The sequence below is a fragment of the Vibrio sp. YT-18 genome, from assembly GCF_033337345.1.
GTDB lineage: Bacteria > Pseudomonadota > Gammaproteobacteria > Enterobacterales > Vibrionaceae > Vibrio > Vibrio alginolyticus.
In genome coordinates this window covers 195,119-210,439 of sequence record NZ_JAWOQO010000006.1, presented here as the reverse complement: position 1 = coordinate 210,439, position 15,321 = coordinate 195,119, and the positions used below count along the sequence as shown (strand labels likewise).

At 44.5% G+C, this 15,321-nt stretch carries 15 protein-coding genes; 6 read left to right on the top strand and 9 right to left on the bottom strand.

The genetic code is table 11. From position 1 onward, the window contains the following. Positions 1 to 160 precede the first annotated feature (160 nt). The 3 genes from R7M72_RS10710 to R7M72_RS10700 all read left to right on the top strand — a co-directional run bounded on the left by R7M72_RS10710 (position 161) and on the right by R7M72_RS10700 (position 1,338). Complete coding sequence (locus tag R7M72_RS10710; protein WP_005380291.1) at positions 161 to 829, top strand: tellurite resistance TerB family protein; 669 nt, start codon at positions 161 to 163, stop codon at positions 827 to 829. A gap of 111 nt (positions 830 to 940) precedes the next feature. Then, positions 941 to 1,147: a YaeP family protein gene (locus R7M72_RS10705; RefSeq protein ID WP_005391765.1), complete on the top strand. Its 207-nt coding sequence runs from the start codon at positions 941 to 943 to the stop codon at positions 1,145 to 1,147. Next, complete coding sequence (locus tag R7M72_RS10700) at positions 1,147 to 1,338, top strand: DUF4250 domain-containing protein (protein WP_005380289.1); 192 nt, start codon at positions 1,147 to 1,149, stop codon at positions 1,336 to 1,338. The genes R7M72_RS10705 and R7M72_RS10700 overlap by 1 nt, the downstream gene beginning before the upstream one ends. A 104-nt stretch (positions 1,339 to 1,442) precedes the next feature. Here R7M72_RS10700 and R7M72_RS10695 read toward each other — a convergent pair whose 3' ends face one another. Further along, positions 1,443 to 2,807 carry a sodium-dependent transporter gene (locus tag R7M72_RS10695; RefSeq protein ID WP_005391763.1) on the bottom strand — a complete coding sequence of 455 codons (1,365 nt, stop codon included), beginning with the start codon at positions 2,805 to 2,807 and terminating at the stop codon, positions 1,443 to 1,445. A 378-nt stretch (positions 2,808 to 3,185) separates the two neighbouring features. Here R7M72_RS10695 and R7M72_RS10690 point away from each other — a divergent pair, with 378 nt between their 5' ends. After that, positions 3,186 to 5,732, top strand: coding sequence for an Ig-like domain-containing protein (locus R7M72_RS10690; protein ID WP_053304077.1), 2,547 nt, complete (start codon positions 3,186 to 3,188; stop codon positions 5,730 to 5,732). 90 nt (positions 5,733 to 5,822) lie between these two features. Here R7M72_RS10690 and R7M72_RS10685 read toward each other — a convergent pair whose 3' ends face one another. After that, complete coding sequence (locus R7M72_RS10685; protein WP_005380283.1) at positions 5,823 to 6,566, bottom strand: YggN family protein; 744 nt, start codon at positions 6,564 to 6,566, stop codon at positions 5,823 to 5,825. Positions 6,567 to 6,627: 61 nt separating this feature from the next. Next, on the bottom strand, positions 6,628 to 7,107 hold the full coding sequence (locus R7M72_RS10680; protein ID WP_005380280.1) for a GreA/GreB family elongation factor: 480 nt from the start codon (positions 7,105 to 7,107) through the stop codon (positions 6,628 to 6,630). 76 nt (positions 7,108 to 7,183) lie between these two features. Here R7M72_RS10680 and R7M72_RS10675 point away from each other — a divergent pair, with 76 nt between their 5' ends. Continuing rightward, complete coding sequence (locus R7M72_RS10675; RefSeq protein WP_005380279.1) at positions 7,184 to 9,109, top strand: ATP-dependent DNA helicase RecQ; 1,926 nt, start codon at positions 7,184 to 7,186, stop codon at positions 9,107 to 9,109. Here the strand turns inward: R7M72_RS10675 and dinB are convergent. Together dinB and R7M72_RS10665 are read right to left on the bottom strand one after the other, a co-directional pair. Next, complete coding sequence (gene dinB / locus R7M72_RS10670) at positions 9,106 to 10,170, bottom strand: DNA polymerase IV (protein ID WP_411913717.1); 1,065 nt, start codon at positions 10,168 to 10,170, stop codon at positions 9,106 to 9,108. The genes R7M72_RS10675 and dinB overlap by 4 nt on opposite strands. Positions 10,171 to 10,246: 76 nt before the next feature. Continuing rightward, positions 10,247 to 10,480: a DUF2789 domain-containing protein gene (locus R7M72_RS10665; protein ID WP_005380277.1), complete on the bottom strand. Its 234-nt coding sequence runs from the start codon at positions 10,478 to 10,480 to the stop codon at positions 10,247 to 10,249. Positions 10,481 to 10,667: 187 nt separating this feature from the next. On the opposite strand from R7M72_RS10665, the gene R7M72_RS10660 reads away from it, so the two are divergent. Beyond that, positions 10,668 to 11,885 (top strand): response regulator, encoded by a 1,218-nt coding sequence (locus R7M72_RS10660; RefSeq protein WP_054576292.1) that lies wholly within the window; start codon positions 10,668 to 10,670, stop codon positions 11,883 to 11,885. Between the two features lie 158 nt (positions 11,886 to 12,043). On the opposite strand, the gene nqrM is transcribed toward R7M72_RS10660, so the two are convergent. From nqrM to nqrE, 4 genes are all read right to left on the bottom strand, one after another. After that, a complete protein-coding gene (nqrM, locus tag R7M72_RS10655) occupies positions 12,044 to 12,277 on the bottom strand; it encodes a (Na+)-NQR maturation NqrM (RefSeq protein WP_005380273.1) in 234 nt (77 codons plus the stop codon). A gap of 22 nt (positions 12,278 to 12,299) precedes the next feature. Next, the gene (locus R7M72_RS10650) at positions 12,300 to 13,304 is read right to left on the bottom strand and encodes an FAD:protein FMN transferase (RefSeq protein WP_005380272.1); all 1,005 of its coding nucleotides are present in this window, start codon (positions 13,302 to 13,304) and stop codon (positions 12,300 to 12,302) included. A gap of 157 nt (positions 13,305 to 13,461) precedes the next feature. After that, a complete protein-coding gene (nqrF, locus tag R7M72_RS10645) occupies positions 13,462 to 14,685 on the bottom strand; it encodes an NADH:ubiquinone reductase (Na(+)-transporting) subunit F (protein ID WP_005380271.1) in 1,224 nt (407 codons plus the stop codon). A 33-nt stretch (positions 14,686 to 14,718) separates the two neighbouring features. Next, on the bottom strand, positions 14,719 to 15,315 hold the full coding sequence (gene nqrE, locus R7M72_RS10640; RefSeq protein ID WP_005380270.1) for an NADH:ubiquinone reductase (Na(+)-transporting) subunit E: 597 nt from the start codon (positions 15,313 to 15,315) through the stop codon (positions 14,719 to 14,721). Positions 15,316 to 15,321: the final 6 nt, after the last annotated feature.

Below are 15,321 nucleotides of genomic sequence, written 5' to 3'. Positions count from 1 at the left end.
ATTTGAGGTAGTTTCAAATAGTTAAAAAGGGTTGGCTTCGGTCAGCCCTTTTTATTACAGCTCAACGCCCCCCTCCACCTTTTTCGAACTATTCACTTTGTTAATCTTTGGTTCAGCTTCTTGCTATTAAACTGATTTCATCATCTAAAGGAGGTCAGTTATGGATTTAAAAAGTCTTCTAAACCAAGCACTCAAATCAGACTTACTTAAGCAAGGTGCAGATGCATTGGGCAAACAAACCAACAACATCAAATCCTCATCAAATTCAAGTAGCCTAAAAACGCTAGGAGCAGGTGCTGTAGGCGGAGGCCTCATCGGTATGCTGATGGGCTCAAAGAAAAGTAAAAAAATGACTAAAAAAATAGGGTCAAGCGCATTAAAAGTCGGTGGCGCAGCTGCGCTTGGAGCCTTGGCCTACAAAGTGTATAACGACTGGCAAGCCAAGCAATCCGGTCAAGGTGTTCAAGAAACCTTTGACCCCGATGACAGTAAACACAGTGTCTTAATTTTAAAAGCAATGATTGGAGCTGCAAAAGCTGATGGTCACGTTGATGAAGAGGAAATGGCGCGCATTGAACAAGCTCTCGCGGATATGGGCGCAGATGAGCACGTTCGTCACCTCGTTCAGCAAGAGTTAAACAAACCGCTTGATCCTGCTGAAATTGCTAATCAGGCGACCTCTCCTCAACAAGCGTCAGAAATTTACCTGGCGTCTTTGATCGTCGCTGATGAACAAAACTTTATGGAAAAAGCGTATCTGCAAGAACTAGCAAAACAACTTCAACTTTCACCAGAAGTCACTCAGCAGTTAGAAGCACAAATGCAGTGATTAAATCTCGCTCAAGCAAACCTTCAACTTGAGCCAAAACAACTCTGTACTTTGAGTTTCAAATCCGCTGTGTGTATATTGAGATAAGTTATCATTTAGTGGAAAGAAAACATGCAAGTATACGGCTGTTGTGAACTGGTTCGTGAGCTTTATGCTCAGATTGGTAGTGGCGATCAAGCTTATATTCCCCAAGCAATTTCATGTGCAGTTAAAGCACTGAACGATGTTGCAGCGGATGAGTCCCTGCCTAAAGAAGTGCGTGAAAAAGCGGCATTTGCTGCGGCAAACCTACTGATTTCAGATTTTGAGGATAAGTAATGAATCTAGCGAACTTTGAATCCATGGACCCTGTCATGCTGATGAGCATTGTGAATATGAAGCTACGCGATGACTTCGGAGGTGATCTGGACAAACTGGTGGCTTTCTTCGATATCGAGCGCACAGCACTGGAGACAAAACTGGCTTCTGCTGGTTTTGACTTTCTTCCAGAAGCAGGACAATTCCGTTAATCCACACCATGCTTGGCGGATAACCGAAACGAGAATAACCAATATGAAAAAGGGCTTGATGAGTTACCATCAAGCCCTTTTCTTTTATTCGATAGACGTCTCGGTTAGCCAAATGAAGCCCAGATGACTGTCGCCACAAGAATTGGACATACAAACTTCACATACGCAGGCCATAACTTACCAAACCAACCTTGCGTAAACTCCGGGCAACCTTGCTCAAGCTCTTTGATTTTTGAGTTGCGATTCCATACCCAACCACCAAATAAGCAGAATAAGAGCGCAGCGGTTGGTTGTAGATACTGAGTAGCAACCGTCGCGACCATACCAAATAGAGCACCAAAATTATAAACAATCACCACACTGAACAAAGCAATGAGACCACCTAAAACCCAGCTCGTTGCGCTGCGCTTAGTATTGAAGCGCTCACTCACTAAAGCCACTGGACACTCTAACATTGAAATGGAAGACGTTAGCGCCGCAATCGTCAACAATAAGAAGAACACAATAGAGAATAATTGACCAAGCAAACCTAAACTATCAAACATTAGTGGCAATACCGTAAACACTAACGTATCTGAGCTTAAGAGAGAGCCATCTTCTGCATAGATTTGAACGCCCTTTTGCATTGCTACAAACATCGCTGGCATCACCACTAACCCTGCAATGAAAGCAACGGCAGTATCTACCATGGTCACGTTCATCGCCATCTTTGGTAGGTTTTCTTTCTTACTCAAGTAAGATCCGTAAATCAACATTGAGCAGCCACCGATCGTAAGCGAGAAGAAGCCCTGTCCCATTGCAGCAAGAATCAACTTGCGGTCCCATACCTTTTCAAAATCCGGCACTAGGTAATGTTTCAGACCTTCCATCGCACCGTTTTGCGTCATGATGTAAGCAAATAGCAGAGCAAACAAAACAAACAATGCTGGCATCAAACGTGTGGACCACTTCTCAATACCTTGTTTTACGCCACCTTGTACGATGAGAATCGTCAGTACATAAAAAGTAATGGTTCCGAACAAGTTACGTTCAACACTAAAGCCCTTTAGCCATTGAGTTGCAGCTTCTAACCCCATTAGATCTGTGATTGCACCCAGTAAAAAGCAGATCAACCAACCACCAACAATTGAATAAAACGCTAAGACAGCGCTTGGTACGCTTAAACCAATCCAACCCACAATGCCGCCGAGCTTTTTACCGGCAGGGTTATCTGTGATTGCACGCATACTGTCTACAGGGTTGGCTTGACCATGGCGACCAATCGCCATTTCAACCACCAGCATCGGAAATGCGACGATAAGAATCATCACCAAATAAACTAACAGGAAAGCACCGCCACCATTACTGGCTGCTTGAGTTGGGAAGCCCCAAATATTGCCAAGGCCAACTGCGGCACCTGCGGCAGCTAAGATGAACCCGAGACGAGAGCCAAAATGCTCGCGAGGCTGAGAAGAGGTTTGCTGTGTCATACTACTCACACAAAAATATCATTGAACTAGCTAACTAGTACACTATAGCAATATTCACTATTCAACAAGAGCACCTCGGTTAAATCCTCGACAGTTGAAACAATTTGTAGTCATTCAGCTTGTAAATTTTAACGTACATCTCATATTCATCGCTCAAAAGCCTCGCGACTGTTGTTCGTTTTACGTGGCTGAATTTTACCAATCCTTCTGCCGTGAAGTGAGCCGAAAAATAATGAGCTCTGGTGTAAGGGACGAACTGTTCCTCGTGATACTGTGTCGAAAAGCAGAATATTGTGCTTCGCTTTTTCCCCCTAATGTCTATTTATCAGCTAGTTATTACTCTGTTCTCATTTATACCCATGATTCAAGGAGAGGAAAATGAAGGTCACCCTACTTCACGGAGCGATGGTTGTAGCACTCAGCGCCAGCTACCAAGCTCAAGCCTATAACTGTCAAAGTTTACCCGACTGGGACAGCACTGCGACTTATACATCGGGCGCTTTAGTAAAAACGCAAGGAGCCGCTTATGAGGCTGCATATTGGACGCAAGGCAATGATCCCGTGACCAACTCAGGATCTTGGGAAGCATGGAAAGCGTTAGGGCAATGTGATGGTGGAAGCAACAATTTATCACCAACGGTGTCGTTCTCCTCTCCAATAAACAACGCACAAATTCCCGAAGGCAGTGCGATCACTTTGTTAGCCAACGCAACTGACGAAGATGGCCAAATCACACAAATTGAGTTTGTTGCAGGCAACCAAACCGTTGCTGTGGTAACTCAAGCACCATTCGAAGCTTCTTGGACAGCTATTGAAGGGATCTCGCAATTGACCGCAATTGCGACAGATAATGAGGGAGCTGTTAGCACCACGACGATTTCTATCCAAGTTCAACCACAAGTCGAATTACCGCCACCAAGCATTTCATTGACAAGCCCAGTAGGCACAGAAGTGCTTAATGTAGGCGATAACCTAACCGTAGCCGCTCAAGCTGACGATATTGATGGTGTGGTCACACAAGTTGAGTTCTTCGTAAACAATCAATCTGTCGCCATTGATACTAGCGCACCTTACGAATATCAATGGACCGCTAGTCCAGGTACATACTCGTTCAAAGCACAAGCGACTGATGATACAAACCTCGCAACGATGAGCCAAGAAGTAGCGCTGGTTATTAGTAATTCAGAAACCGGAACGGGCGGATGTGCAGATGCAGTACCTTATGTGGCAGGCACAAGTTATCAAGCTGGCGACCTGATTTCTCACTTCAACCAAAAATATCGTTGTGATGTTGCTGGTTGGTGCTCCTCGGATGCGACATGGGCTTACGAGCCTGGTGAAGGGCTATACTGGCAAGATGCTTGGAGTGGCCTAGGTGCTTGTTCGACACCACCGCAAGTTACCATTACGGCACCAACGGATGGACAAGTCGTGCTCGCTGGCAGCAATAACGAAATCACGGCAAACGCAAGCGATGCTGATGGCACAGTCACGCAAGTTGAGTTTTTTGCGAACAACACCAGCTTAGGGGTCACCACTCAAGCGCCATATTCCGTTACTTGGAACGCCACACTTATTGGCGCTAACCAGCTTAAAGCCGTCGCAACCGATAATGATAACAACACGTCAGAGTCCCTGGTTGGTGTGGAAGTCAGCGATAAAGATTTGGTCGTCTCTCTGACTTCACCAAGCAGCGGTCAAACCGTCGGATTAGGCAAAAGTCTCGCATTAAGCGCCGATGCAACGTCTTTAACTTCAGGCATTAAACACGTTGATTTCATGATCAACGGCTCTATTGTTGCAACCGATACCACAGCACCTTACACAGCCAACTGGACACCAACTGCACTTGGTAACTTTACAGTTAGCGCCCAAGCTGTGGATTTGTCAGGAAGCAATGCACTGTCTGACGCCGCAGCAATAACGGTGGTTGAGCAAGTAGAGAAACGCCATAAACTCATCGGTTACTGGCACAATTTTGTAAATGGTGCGGGCTGTCCAATTCGTCTAGCAGATATGGCAGATGCTTGGGATGTGATTGATATTGCCTTTGCTGAAAATGATCGCAACAGTGATGGCACTGTGCACTTTAATCTATATTCAGGCGATATTTACAGCGATTGTCCAGCACTCGATCCAACACAATTCAAGCAGGACATGGCAGCGCTTCAAGCTAAAGGTAAGAAGTTTGTTCTCTCTCTTGGCGGCGCAGAAGGCACGATTACGCTGAATACCGACCAAGATGAAGCCAACTTTGTCTCTAGCCTAACAGGTCTTATCGCTGAGTGGGGCTTTGATGGTCTAGATGTGGATTTAGAGAGTGGTTCTAACTTAGTTCATGGCTCGCAAATTCAAGCTCGCCTTGGTCGTGCTTTGCTTCAAATAGAGCAAAACATGGGTGGAGATATGTACCTAACCATGGCGCCTGAGCACCCTTATGTTCAAGGCGGCTATGTGGCTTACAGCGGTATTTGGGGAGCTTACATTCCTGTGATAAACGAGACACGCAGCACGCTCGACTTGCTTCACGTCCAGTTATATAACAACGGCGGTTTGCCAAACCCATACCTGCCAGGCAGTGCACCAGAAGGCTCTGTGGATATGATGGTAGCGCAATCTAAAATGCTTATCGAAGGTTTTGAGTTGGCCGACGGCACTCAATTTGCACCATTGCGCGATGATCAAGTCGCAATCGGTTTACCTTCAGGTCCTAGCTCGGCAAATTCAGGGCAGGCTCCAACACAGAATATTATCAACGCACTAGATTGTTTAACCAAAGGCACTTCATGTGGCACCGTTAAACCAGCGTACCATTACCCGAATTATGCAGGGGTAATGACATGGTCTATCAACTGGGATCAGCATGATGGCTTTAACTTCTCAAAACCTGTCGGCGATAAACTCACCGAGATGAATGCGCAATAAGCTATCAAAGAATAAGCGAGTAAAACGCAAAGAGAGCACAATAGTGCTCTCTTTCTTTATCTCATCGAGTTTTTGCTTTTTAATGAGTAATTAAATCGTAAATACTCGGTAATCTTTTAGCTCAGGGATTTTCTTCAACAGATCGTTTTCTTGCCCTGCCATGTCATCCAGCGAATCGCACAAGTCTTCTGCTTGTTGTTCTACCTCTTTCGAATGCTCGGCTAAACGCTCTTCTACTTTCGCGCTGAGTTCAGCCATACTCTCTGATAATGCAGTGAGGTTTATCCCTCCCTCTTCCTTCATTTTTTTCGATAAAGCATCCAACGAACTGGCTAAAAACTCTTTATTGAAGATCTCTTGTGCTTTTGCAAAGTCTTCAGTCCACCCTTGTGTCATAGACTCAAAACTCTCCGCAGGCAGGATGAAATCACCATCTTTGTAGTAACGTGATTCAACATCAGCGAAAAAGTCCTTTACTGCGACTTTTACATTATCAAACGCACCAGGTGCATCGAGGCTTTCCGCAACATCATCAATAATATCATTCGCAAGCGCTAAACCATCACTCGCCAATTGCTTTGCTTGTGGAATATACGCGTTCATTTTTTCGCGATAGTCTTCAATTGCCGCTTTTTGGTCGGCATTGAGTTCAATTAGCTCACCTTTGATGAAGAGGTTGTTATCCTCATCCACGACAGCTTTATCACCTGTCGTTTGGCGAATTTCCAAGCTTTGCCCATCCATACGGACTTCATTATTGATGTCCACACGACACTGCGCTGCATAACCAGTAGCACTGACCATCAGCAATGAGAGTGTAAAAAGCTTTTTCATGTCATTCTCTTTTATTTAACATTACTCGTGTTAAACATAACACTGAGTGATACATGAGATGTCAGCAAATCGTCACGACTTCGTAACAAGTTGTTTTATCTCCTATTTTCACGTCAACCTCATCACCCTCTTCTTTCCCGAACAACGCTCGACCCAGAGGAGATTTGGCTGTTAAGACAAAGACTTCCAGAGTCTGATATTGAACAGTCAAACCACCAGAGCAAGGGCCTACAAAGAAGTGCTTTTCGATCAAATTCTCATCTGCGAGAACAACGTAAGCACCAACACCAACAGGCGCATTCTTAAAGTTACGAGTCACTAAAGAACGATATTGACGCAACTCCTCTTCACTATCTTGAATTCGCATGGCTTGTCCATGAGCAAGATACGCGGCTTCAAGTGCCAATGTATCGTACTTGTGCTCGGGAACAGTTTCTTCATCTGTGGCGGCATCGATAGCTCGCTGAGCCGATGAATGGGCAACTTGAAGTTTTTCTTCCAGATGTTGGATGATAATTTGGACTAAGTCAGCTTTGTTCATACTTTTAGGACGCGCGTTTAGTATTCGGGGTGTGTTAATGTAGCCAAGTTTACCATCAAAGAAAGGTTTCCCTATTATGCAAAGTGACTCGCTGCATCAAACACTTCAATCTGTATTTGGTTTTGACTCATTACGCCAAGGTCAGCAACCCGTTATTGAAGCCGTTATGAATGGTTACTCTGCTGCGGCAATCTTTCCTACAGGCTCGGGGAAGTCACTCTGTTATCAACTACCTGCAACCATATTACCCAACCTTACGTTGGTGATCTCTCCGTTGTTGGCGTTAATGAAGGATCAACTGAGCTTTTTACAAAGTAAAGGAATCGCGGCCGCTTCTATCGATAGCAGTCAAAGTAGAGAAGAAGCACAACAGGTCATGGCTGGCGTGAAGAATGGACAAATCAAAATCTTGATGATTTCTGTTGAGCGACTAAAAAATGAGCGTTTTCGTGAATTCATTCGCCAAGTACCAATTTCTTTGATGGTCATTGATGAAGCGCACTGTATTTCCGAATGGGGGCATAACTTTCGTCCAGATTATCTCAAACTACCGCAATATCAACGTGAACTGAACATCCCACAGTCTTTACTTCTCACCGCAACGGCAACGCCTGCAGTTATTGAAGACATGCAAAAAAAGTTCGATATTTCCAGTGAACATATTACCGTTACAGGCTTCTACCGCTCTAATCTGGATATCTCGGTGATCCCGTGTGAGGAAACAAAGAAACAAGAACAGCTCAGTGAGATCATCGCCTCTTCACCTAAACTTCCGACCATCGTATACGTGACGCAGCAGCAAACAGCAGAACGAGTAGCAAAGTCATTAATCCATATTGGCATTAACGCTCACGCATACCACGCTGGCATGAAAAGCGACGTTCGTGAACAAATCCAACAGCAGTTCATGGATGGCCAAATTGACTGTATTGTTGCAACGATTGCATTTGGTATGGGGGTCGATAAATCTGATATTCGACGCGTCATTCACTTCGACTTACCCAAATCAATCGAGAACTACGCACAAGAGATTGGACGTGCAGGCAGGGACGGGCAACGCTCGGAGTGCATTCTGCTAGGCAATACGTCCGGCCTAACGGTGTTGGAGAATTTTGTCTATGGTGACACACCAGAATTTACGTCAATTAACTATGTAGTCGAGCAAGCGAAAGAACATGCTCCACAATGGGAGGTAGTGCCACTGCGTTTGTCGCGTGAAAGTAATATCCGCCAATTGCCACTCAAAACCTTGTTGGTTTATTTGGAGCTACATAACGTCATTGAAGCAAAGTACAGTTACTTTGCGGAATATCGGTTTAAGTTTTTGCACGATCAGCAATTTATTGTGAATCAATTTCAAGGCGAGCGACGTCAATTTGTGGAGGCTATTTTTTCCTGCTCACAAAAAGCCAAAGTGTGGTGCCAAGTTGATCTAGAAGCGCTATGGATGAACTATCAATCGGAACGCAGCCGAGTTGTCGCAGCGCTCGACTATTTTCACCAGAACGGCTGGATAGAACTAGAGAGCAAACAACTGACGGACGTGTACTCAGTTATGCCAACCAAACAGAGCTCGGATGTTTTAATCCAACAACTGTATGAACTGTTCCAATCCAAAGAAAGCAAAGATATCGAAAGAATCCACACCATGCTGCACTTGTTCCAGTCCGAGCACTGTTTGAGCTCACAATTGGCGAACTACTTTGCGGATCACGATGCACCAAAGCAATGTGGTCACTGCTCCGTGTGTCGTGGTCACGTCGCCACATTCACAGCACCAGAACCTGAAGATATTGAACAATCTCAAGTATCGATATGGGCGCGGGAGTTTATTCAGCTTTCCCCATCGGCCATCAGTAATGATGCCGTTGCTCGCTTCTTGTGCGGAATCAGCACTCCTTTGATTAGCCAGCTAAAAGCCTCAAAGCTAGCAGGTTATGGTGCAATGGCAAATGTAAGTTTTGAGCAGGTATTAACGCAGGTAGAAACGGTAAGGGCCTAAAAAAAGCTCAATTGACGCGCTTGGTCTTCGGGCTTGAGCATCACGTTCAAGCCTAAAAGGCGAATTTCCCGTCCATTTTGGCGTTTAAGAATATCTCTTAGCAAGATCTTGAAGTCCTCAAGCTCTAATTGCGGATGGATGTGCTCAATTGTTGTCAGTTGAAAGTCGGCAAATTTGACTTTAATACCTTGTTTAATAATCGACTTATCTGGGCTTGCACGCTCTAAACGTTTCTCGAGTTCAGGATAAAGTTTCTCCTCAATCACTTGCCAACATTCATCATAGGTTGCGATGTTCTGGCTGAATGTCCTTTCCACACCGACGGACTTTCTCTCGCGCTCAACAACGACTTCTCGATTATCAATTCCATGGCTTCGCTGCCATAAGGAGGCACCCTGACAACCAAACTGCCTCAACAACTCTCGATAGTCACTGTTTTTAATGTCCTCACATCGATAAAAACCGGCTTGGTGGAGCTTCTCAAGACTCACCTTCCCCACACCAGGAATGTTCTCTAGCGGAAGACTATCGATAACCTCTTGGACTTTCTCTGGCGGAATCACAAACTGACCGTTGGGCTTGTTCATGTCTGACGCGACCTTGGCAAGAAACTTTATCGGAGCAATGCCCGCCGATGCCGTCAACCCAAGTTCACTCCAGATATCGCGGCGAATTGACTCTGCGATCAACGTAGCGGAGCCACGGCAAGCTGTCGAGTCCGTGACATCGAGGTATGCTTCATCCAATGAGAGAGGTTCAATGATAGGCGTATAACGCTCAAAAATAGCACGAATCTGCTGAGAGACTTGCTTATATACATGCATTCTACCGGGCACAACCAACAAATGAGGACAGAGTTGCAGCGCGCGCGCCGTTGACATTGCACTGCGAACACCATATTTACGCGCATCATAATTACAGGTGCTAATCACTCCACGCTGCTTTTCATGTCCGCCAACAGCGAGTGCAATGCCACGGTAACTGGGGTTATCTCTCATCTCTACGGCAGCATAAAAACAATCCATATCGACATGAATAATTTTTCTAATTCGATCTGACATAGCCATCAAAGCACTGTTCAAAAAAACAGTATAAATCAAATCTACCTGAAGAGAAATGGGCGTGTTTAAGCGAACGTCAATCTCGAAGCATTACGTCCAATTGATCGACTAATTCGGCCCAATCTGCATCTTCTTCGATGGCTTGTTTTAGAAAGTTCGCCTGTGACATCGTCCAAAAGCTAGCTTCATGTAAAGGCGCAGAATCTCTTTTGTGTCGATGTTGATTAATAAAATCTTTCATTTCTTGAGGAGAGCTACCGAGGCCCAGTTGTTGAAATAGCTCAGCCATACCATGTTGATGCATTTCCATACTACTTTCTCCCTACGTTAGCTAAACATAATTATATAACTAAGACAGGAATAATGATGTGATGTTAACGGATGCGTGTCAAACATTTGAGTAGTTGTTCTACTTTTGGTTGACATGTGTTTTTTGATGGCGATAAGTTTAATTTTAGTTATCATTGATTTTAAACAATTAATTTTGGGGACTGCGCTTGAGTAATAAGATTCTGGTTGTTGAAGATAGTCGTGCATTTAAAAACTTTCTTTGCCAAACAATAAGCCAAGCTGGTTATGAGGTCATCGCAGCGGAAAGCTACGCGGAGGCAAAGAACTTGTTATCTTCAGCACAGGACCTCTTCTGTGCGGTTTTAGACTATTGTTTACCGGATGCTCAAGATGGCGAGATTATTGACCTCGTTTTGGAACATGGTCATCGTGTCATTGTTTTAACGGCTCGATTTCAAGAAGACACTCGCGAAAAGATGCTTGCAAAAGGTGTCCTCGACTATATTTTGAAAGACAGCATGGCGTCCGTTTCCTATCTATTACCACTCCTCAAGCGACTAACCAACAATCAACAACACAAATGTTTAGTCGTTGATGATTCACACACCGTAAGAAGACACATTGCCCAACTTTTGGAGCATCAATATATTCAGACGTTGGAAGCTGACAATGGGCAAAAAGCCCTAGAGCTTGTCGAGCAAAATCCAGATATCACTCTCGTTTTAACCGACCATGATATGCCCGTTAAAGATGGCATTACTATGGTGCGTGAATTACGTCGGAAGTGGGATAAAAATCAATTAGCCATTCTCGGCTTGTCGGGTAGTAACTCTAAGACCATGACGGCTAGGTTTCTAAAAGCAGGGGCCAATGACTTTTTATACAAGCCATTTAATCAAGAAGAATTTTTTTGCCGTATTCACCAACTGTTAGATATCAAAGACGCAACATCTGAACTGTTTAAAATGGCAAATCAAGATGCGCTAACGGGCTTATGGAACCGCCGCTTTCTGTTTGAGCAACCCCATGTAGAAAACGCTCAAAGAAACATCGCGATGCTTGATATCGATTTCTTTAAGCAAGTAAATGATACACACGGACATGAGGGCGGCGATGCAGTGTTAGTCATGATAGCGAATATTCTAAAAATCTATTTTCCAAATGATATTGTCGCTAGGCTTGGTGGCGAGGAGTTTTGTATTCAAGCCAGTAGCGACTATGACGGCTTTCTAACACGCTTAGAACAAATGAGACAGCGCATAGAAAAAACGCCAATAACTTATTTGGACAAAAACATTCTTGTGACCGCGAGTATTGGTGTAAGCAACATCGAGGGGGAGCTGGAACAACAAATAAAAGTGGCGGATGAGCGACTTTACATGGCCAAAGAGAACGGACGTAACCAAATCATTTCTTCGTCCTAATGACTATCAGTGTGGTCTTGCTCTGTAACATGAGAGAAAGAAACAACAAAACACGGTATTGGGCTCTTTCTCGGACATCTGAGCTTTGGTTAGCTGCCTAAAAATAAAGCTCAGCAGAACGCTGAGCTTTATCACTTTCTTAGTACGATTAACCAATACTAAGCAATTCTATCTTTTTCCCACGCCGCCAATTTCTCAGCACGCGCAGCCTCGCGCGCTTCACGTTTTTTACGCGCATCGCAGGGTTCTGGACAATTACACACTTTTTCGATGCCAACTGCCCCTAAGCCACCACAGCTACCTTTCACGACTTTCTTTTGGAAAATGTATCCGACAGCCATTGCAGTGATTACCGCGACAAACACAGCAAAGGTAATTAGAAATGTATTCATAAAAACATGCTCACTTCTGTTGTTATTTCTTCATGAATGGCTTGTATGCTTCCGAAGCCAACTCTTTAAAACCATCTTCCGTTTTCACAATCATGAAAACAGGAATATTATTTTCGTTCGCAATTGCCATGCCTTTGTCTTCACCTAGCACCATAAGACCAGTTGCAAGACCATCAGCAGTCATCGACGATTTATCTAATACCGTTACAGACACCACTTTATGATGAATTGGTTTGCCTGTTCGTGGATTAATAATATGAGAGTATCTCACACCATTACTCTCAAAGTAATTACGATAGTCACCACTTGTTGCAATTGCCATGTCGCCTGGTTCAATAATTTCTTGAATTGAACGTTCATCAACGGTCGGTTTTTCAATTGCGATACGCCAAGGCACACCTTCACGATTGACACCTTTGAGACGCATTTCACCGCCAACTTCGACCATAAAGTTCTGTACCCCTTCAGATTGAAGGTAGTCAGCAACCACGTCAACCCCCCAACCTTTCGCAATCGTCGATAGGTCGACGTACAAGTTAGGAAGGTCTTTGGACAGTGTATTACCATCAACAGATAGGTGGTGAATACCGGTATTTGCTTTGCGAGCAGCGAGTTCTTCATCGGTTGGAACTACATCTGGACGAGCTTCTGGACCAAACCCCCACAGGTTAACTAGAGGGCCGACCGTCACATCCAATGCACCTAAAGTAAGACCGTTAAGGCGAATTGCTTCTTTCACTACCGTTGCAGTTTGTGTCGAAACTGTAAATGGCTCGCTCGTTTGATGCTGATTAAAACGACTTAACTCTGAGTCGTCACGATAGGTCGACATTTGGTCATTAACCTCTTCCAATAAGCGATCAATTTCTGTCTGCATCGCTTTTGGCGTTGGAATACCATCTTGCTCGATATACTTGATGTTGTAAGAAGTCCCCATGGTAGGGCCACTTAAATGAATTTGATCGGCAGGCTGCTCACAGCCAGCCAAAATCAATAGAGAAGCAAATGCAACAAGCCACTTTTTCACTTGTTAACTCCCAATGTTGTTGAATTGATATGGGAAATAGGATCAATCCTTTCAATCCGATTACCTATATCAACTGTTGAGTATCAGTTTTATGTCTATAAAAAATAATGGCTAGCTCTCTTGGAGAGCTAGCCATAGATTCAATCACTTGGAGGAATTAACCACCGAAGTCATCTAGTAGGATGTTTTCATCCTCTACACCTAGATCTTTTAGCATGCCGATTACAGCAGCGTTCATCATAGGTGGACCACACATGTAGTATTCACAGTCTTCTGGCGCTTCGTGATCACGTAGGTAGTTCTCGTAAAGAACGTTGTGAATAAAGCCAGTGTAACCATCCCAGTTATCTTCTGGAAGTGGATCAGACAGTGCACAGTGCCATACGAAGTTGTCATTCTCAGCTTGTAGCATATCGAAGTCTTCTACGTAGAACATTTCACGCTTAGAACGTGCGCCGTACCAGAAAGACATCTTACGCTTAGAGTGCAGACGCTTAAGTTGGTCGAAGATGTGTGAGCGCATTGGAGCCATACCAGCACCACCACCAACGAATACCATTTCTGCATCTGTATCTTTCGCAAAGAACTCACCAAATGGACCAGAAATAGTACACTTGTCGCCTTCTTTTAGAGACCAGATGTACGAAGACATGATGCCTGGTGGTACGTCTGGGTTGTTCGGCGGCGGAGTTGCGATACGAACGTTAAGCATGATGATACCGTGCTCTTCTGGGTAGTTAGCCATAGAGTATGCACGAATGGTCTCTTCATTAACTTTAGACTCGTAACGGAAAAGGTTGAACTTCTCCCAGTCTTCACGGTATTCCTCAGGAATATCGTAGTCTGCGTATTTCACGTGGTGAGCAGGAGCTTCAATCTGGATGTAACCACCAGCACGGAAAGGTACTGATTCGCCATCTGGAATTTGTAGCTTAAGCTCTTTGATGAATGTCGCTTTGTTATCGTTAGAGATAACAGTACATTCCCACTTCTTAACGCCGAAGATTTCTTCAGGAAGCTCGATATCCATGTCAGTTTTCATTGCAACCTGACACGCTAGACGCTCACCTTCACGCGCTTCACCTTTAGTAATATGGTCAAGCTCGGTTGGTAGGATGTCGCCACCACCTGATTTAACTTTTACGCGACACTGACCACATGAGCCACCGCCACCACAAGCAGAAGATACGAATACGCCAGCACCTGCTAGAGCACTCAGTAGCTTACCACCTGGTTGTGTAACGATCGCCAGAGAAGGGTCATCGTTCACAGAAATTGTAATGTCACCTGTTGGTACAAGCTTAGACTTAGCGAAAAGAATCACTAGTACTAGTGCTAGTACGATCAGAGTAAACATCACTACACCAAGAATAATGTCCATTGACTATTCCTTAATTGTTGCGGTTTACCCGACTTACAGTTGAACACCAGAGAAAGACATAAAGCCTAACGCCATAAGACCTACAGTGATAAATGTGATACCAAGACCACGTAGACCTGGAGGTACGTCAGAGTACTTCATCTTCTCACGGATACCTGCAAGAGCAACGATTGCTAGCATCCAGCCCACACCAGAGCCGAAACCGTAAACGATCGATTCAGCAAAGTTGTAGTCACGTTGTACCATGAAAGATACACCACCGAAGATTGCACAGTTTACTGTGATCAGCGGTAGGAAGATGCCTAGCGCGTTGTACAAAGGTGGGAAGAAACGGTCTAGGACCATCTCTAGAATCTGTACAAGTGCTGCAATTACACCGATAAAGGTGATGAAGTTTAGGAAGCTAAGGTCCACGCCCTCAACTAACGCGTTCTCTCTCAGAACTAGGTTGTATACTAGGTTGTTCACAGGAACAGCGATAGTCAGAACTACCACAACTGCAACACCTAGGCCGAAAGAGGTCTTAACCTTCTTAGATACGGCAAGGAAAGTACACATACCTAGGAAGAAAGACAGAGCCATGTTTTCGATGAAAATCGATTTAACTAACAGACTAATGTAATGTTCCATGACGTC

Bases quoted from the DNA above. Each gene is read 5' to 3' on its own strand.
- R7M72_RS10710 (WP_005380291.1), top strand. From the start codon at position 161: ATGGATTTAAAAAGTCTTCTAAACCAAGCACTCAAATCAGACTTACTT.
- R7M72_RS10705 (WP_005391765.1), top strand. From the start codon at position 941: ATGCAAGTATACGGCTGTTGTGAACTGGTTCGTGAGCTTTATGCTCAG.
- R7M72_RS10700 (WP_005380289.1), top strand. From the start codon at position 1,147: ATGAATCTAGCGAACTTTGAATCCATGGACCCTGTCATGCTGATGAGC.
- R7M72_RS10695 (WP_005391763.1), bottom strand. From the start codon at position 2,807: ATGACACAGCAAACCTCTTCTCAGCCTCGCGAGCATTTTGGCTCTCGT.
- R7M72_RS10690 (WP_053304077.1), top strand. From the start codon at position 3,186: ATGAAGGTCACCCTACTTCACGGAGCGATGGTTGTAGCACTCAGCGCC.
- R7M72_RS10685 (WP_005380283.1), bottom strand. From the start codon at position 6,566: ATGAAAAAGCTTTTTACACTCTCATTGCTGATGGTCAGTGCTACTGGT.
- R7M72_RS10680 (WP_005380280.1), bottom strand. From the start codon at position 7,107: ATGAACAAAGCTGACTTAGTCCAAATTATCATCCAACATCTGGAAGAA.
- R7M72_RS10675 (WP_005380279.1), top strand. From the start codon at position 7,184: ATGCAAAGTGACTCGCTGCATCAAACACTTCAATCTGTATTTGGTTTT.
- dinB (WP_411913717.1), bottom strand. From the start codon at position 10,170: ATGTCAGATCGAATTAGAAAAATTATTCATGTCGATATGGATTGTTTT.
- R7M72_RS10665 (WP_005380277.1), bottom strand. From the start codon at position 10,480: ATGGAAATGCATCAACATGGTATGGCTGAGCTATTTCAACAACTGGGC.
- nqrM (WP_005380273.1), bottom strand. From the start codon at position 12,277: ATGAATACATTTCTAATTACCTTTGCTGTGTTTGTCGCGGTAATCACT.
- nqrF (WP_005380271.1), bottom strand. From the start codon at position 14,685: ATGGACATTATTCTTGGTGTAGTGATGTTTACTCTGATCGTACTAGCA.
- nqrE (WP_005380270.1), bottom strand. From the start codon at position 15,315: ATGGAACATTACATTAGTCTGTTAGTTAAATCGATTTTCATCGAAAAC.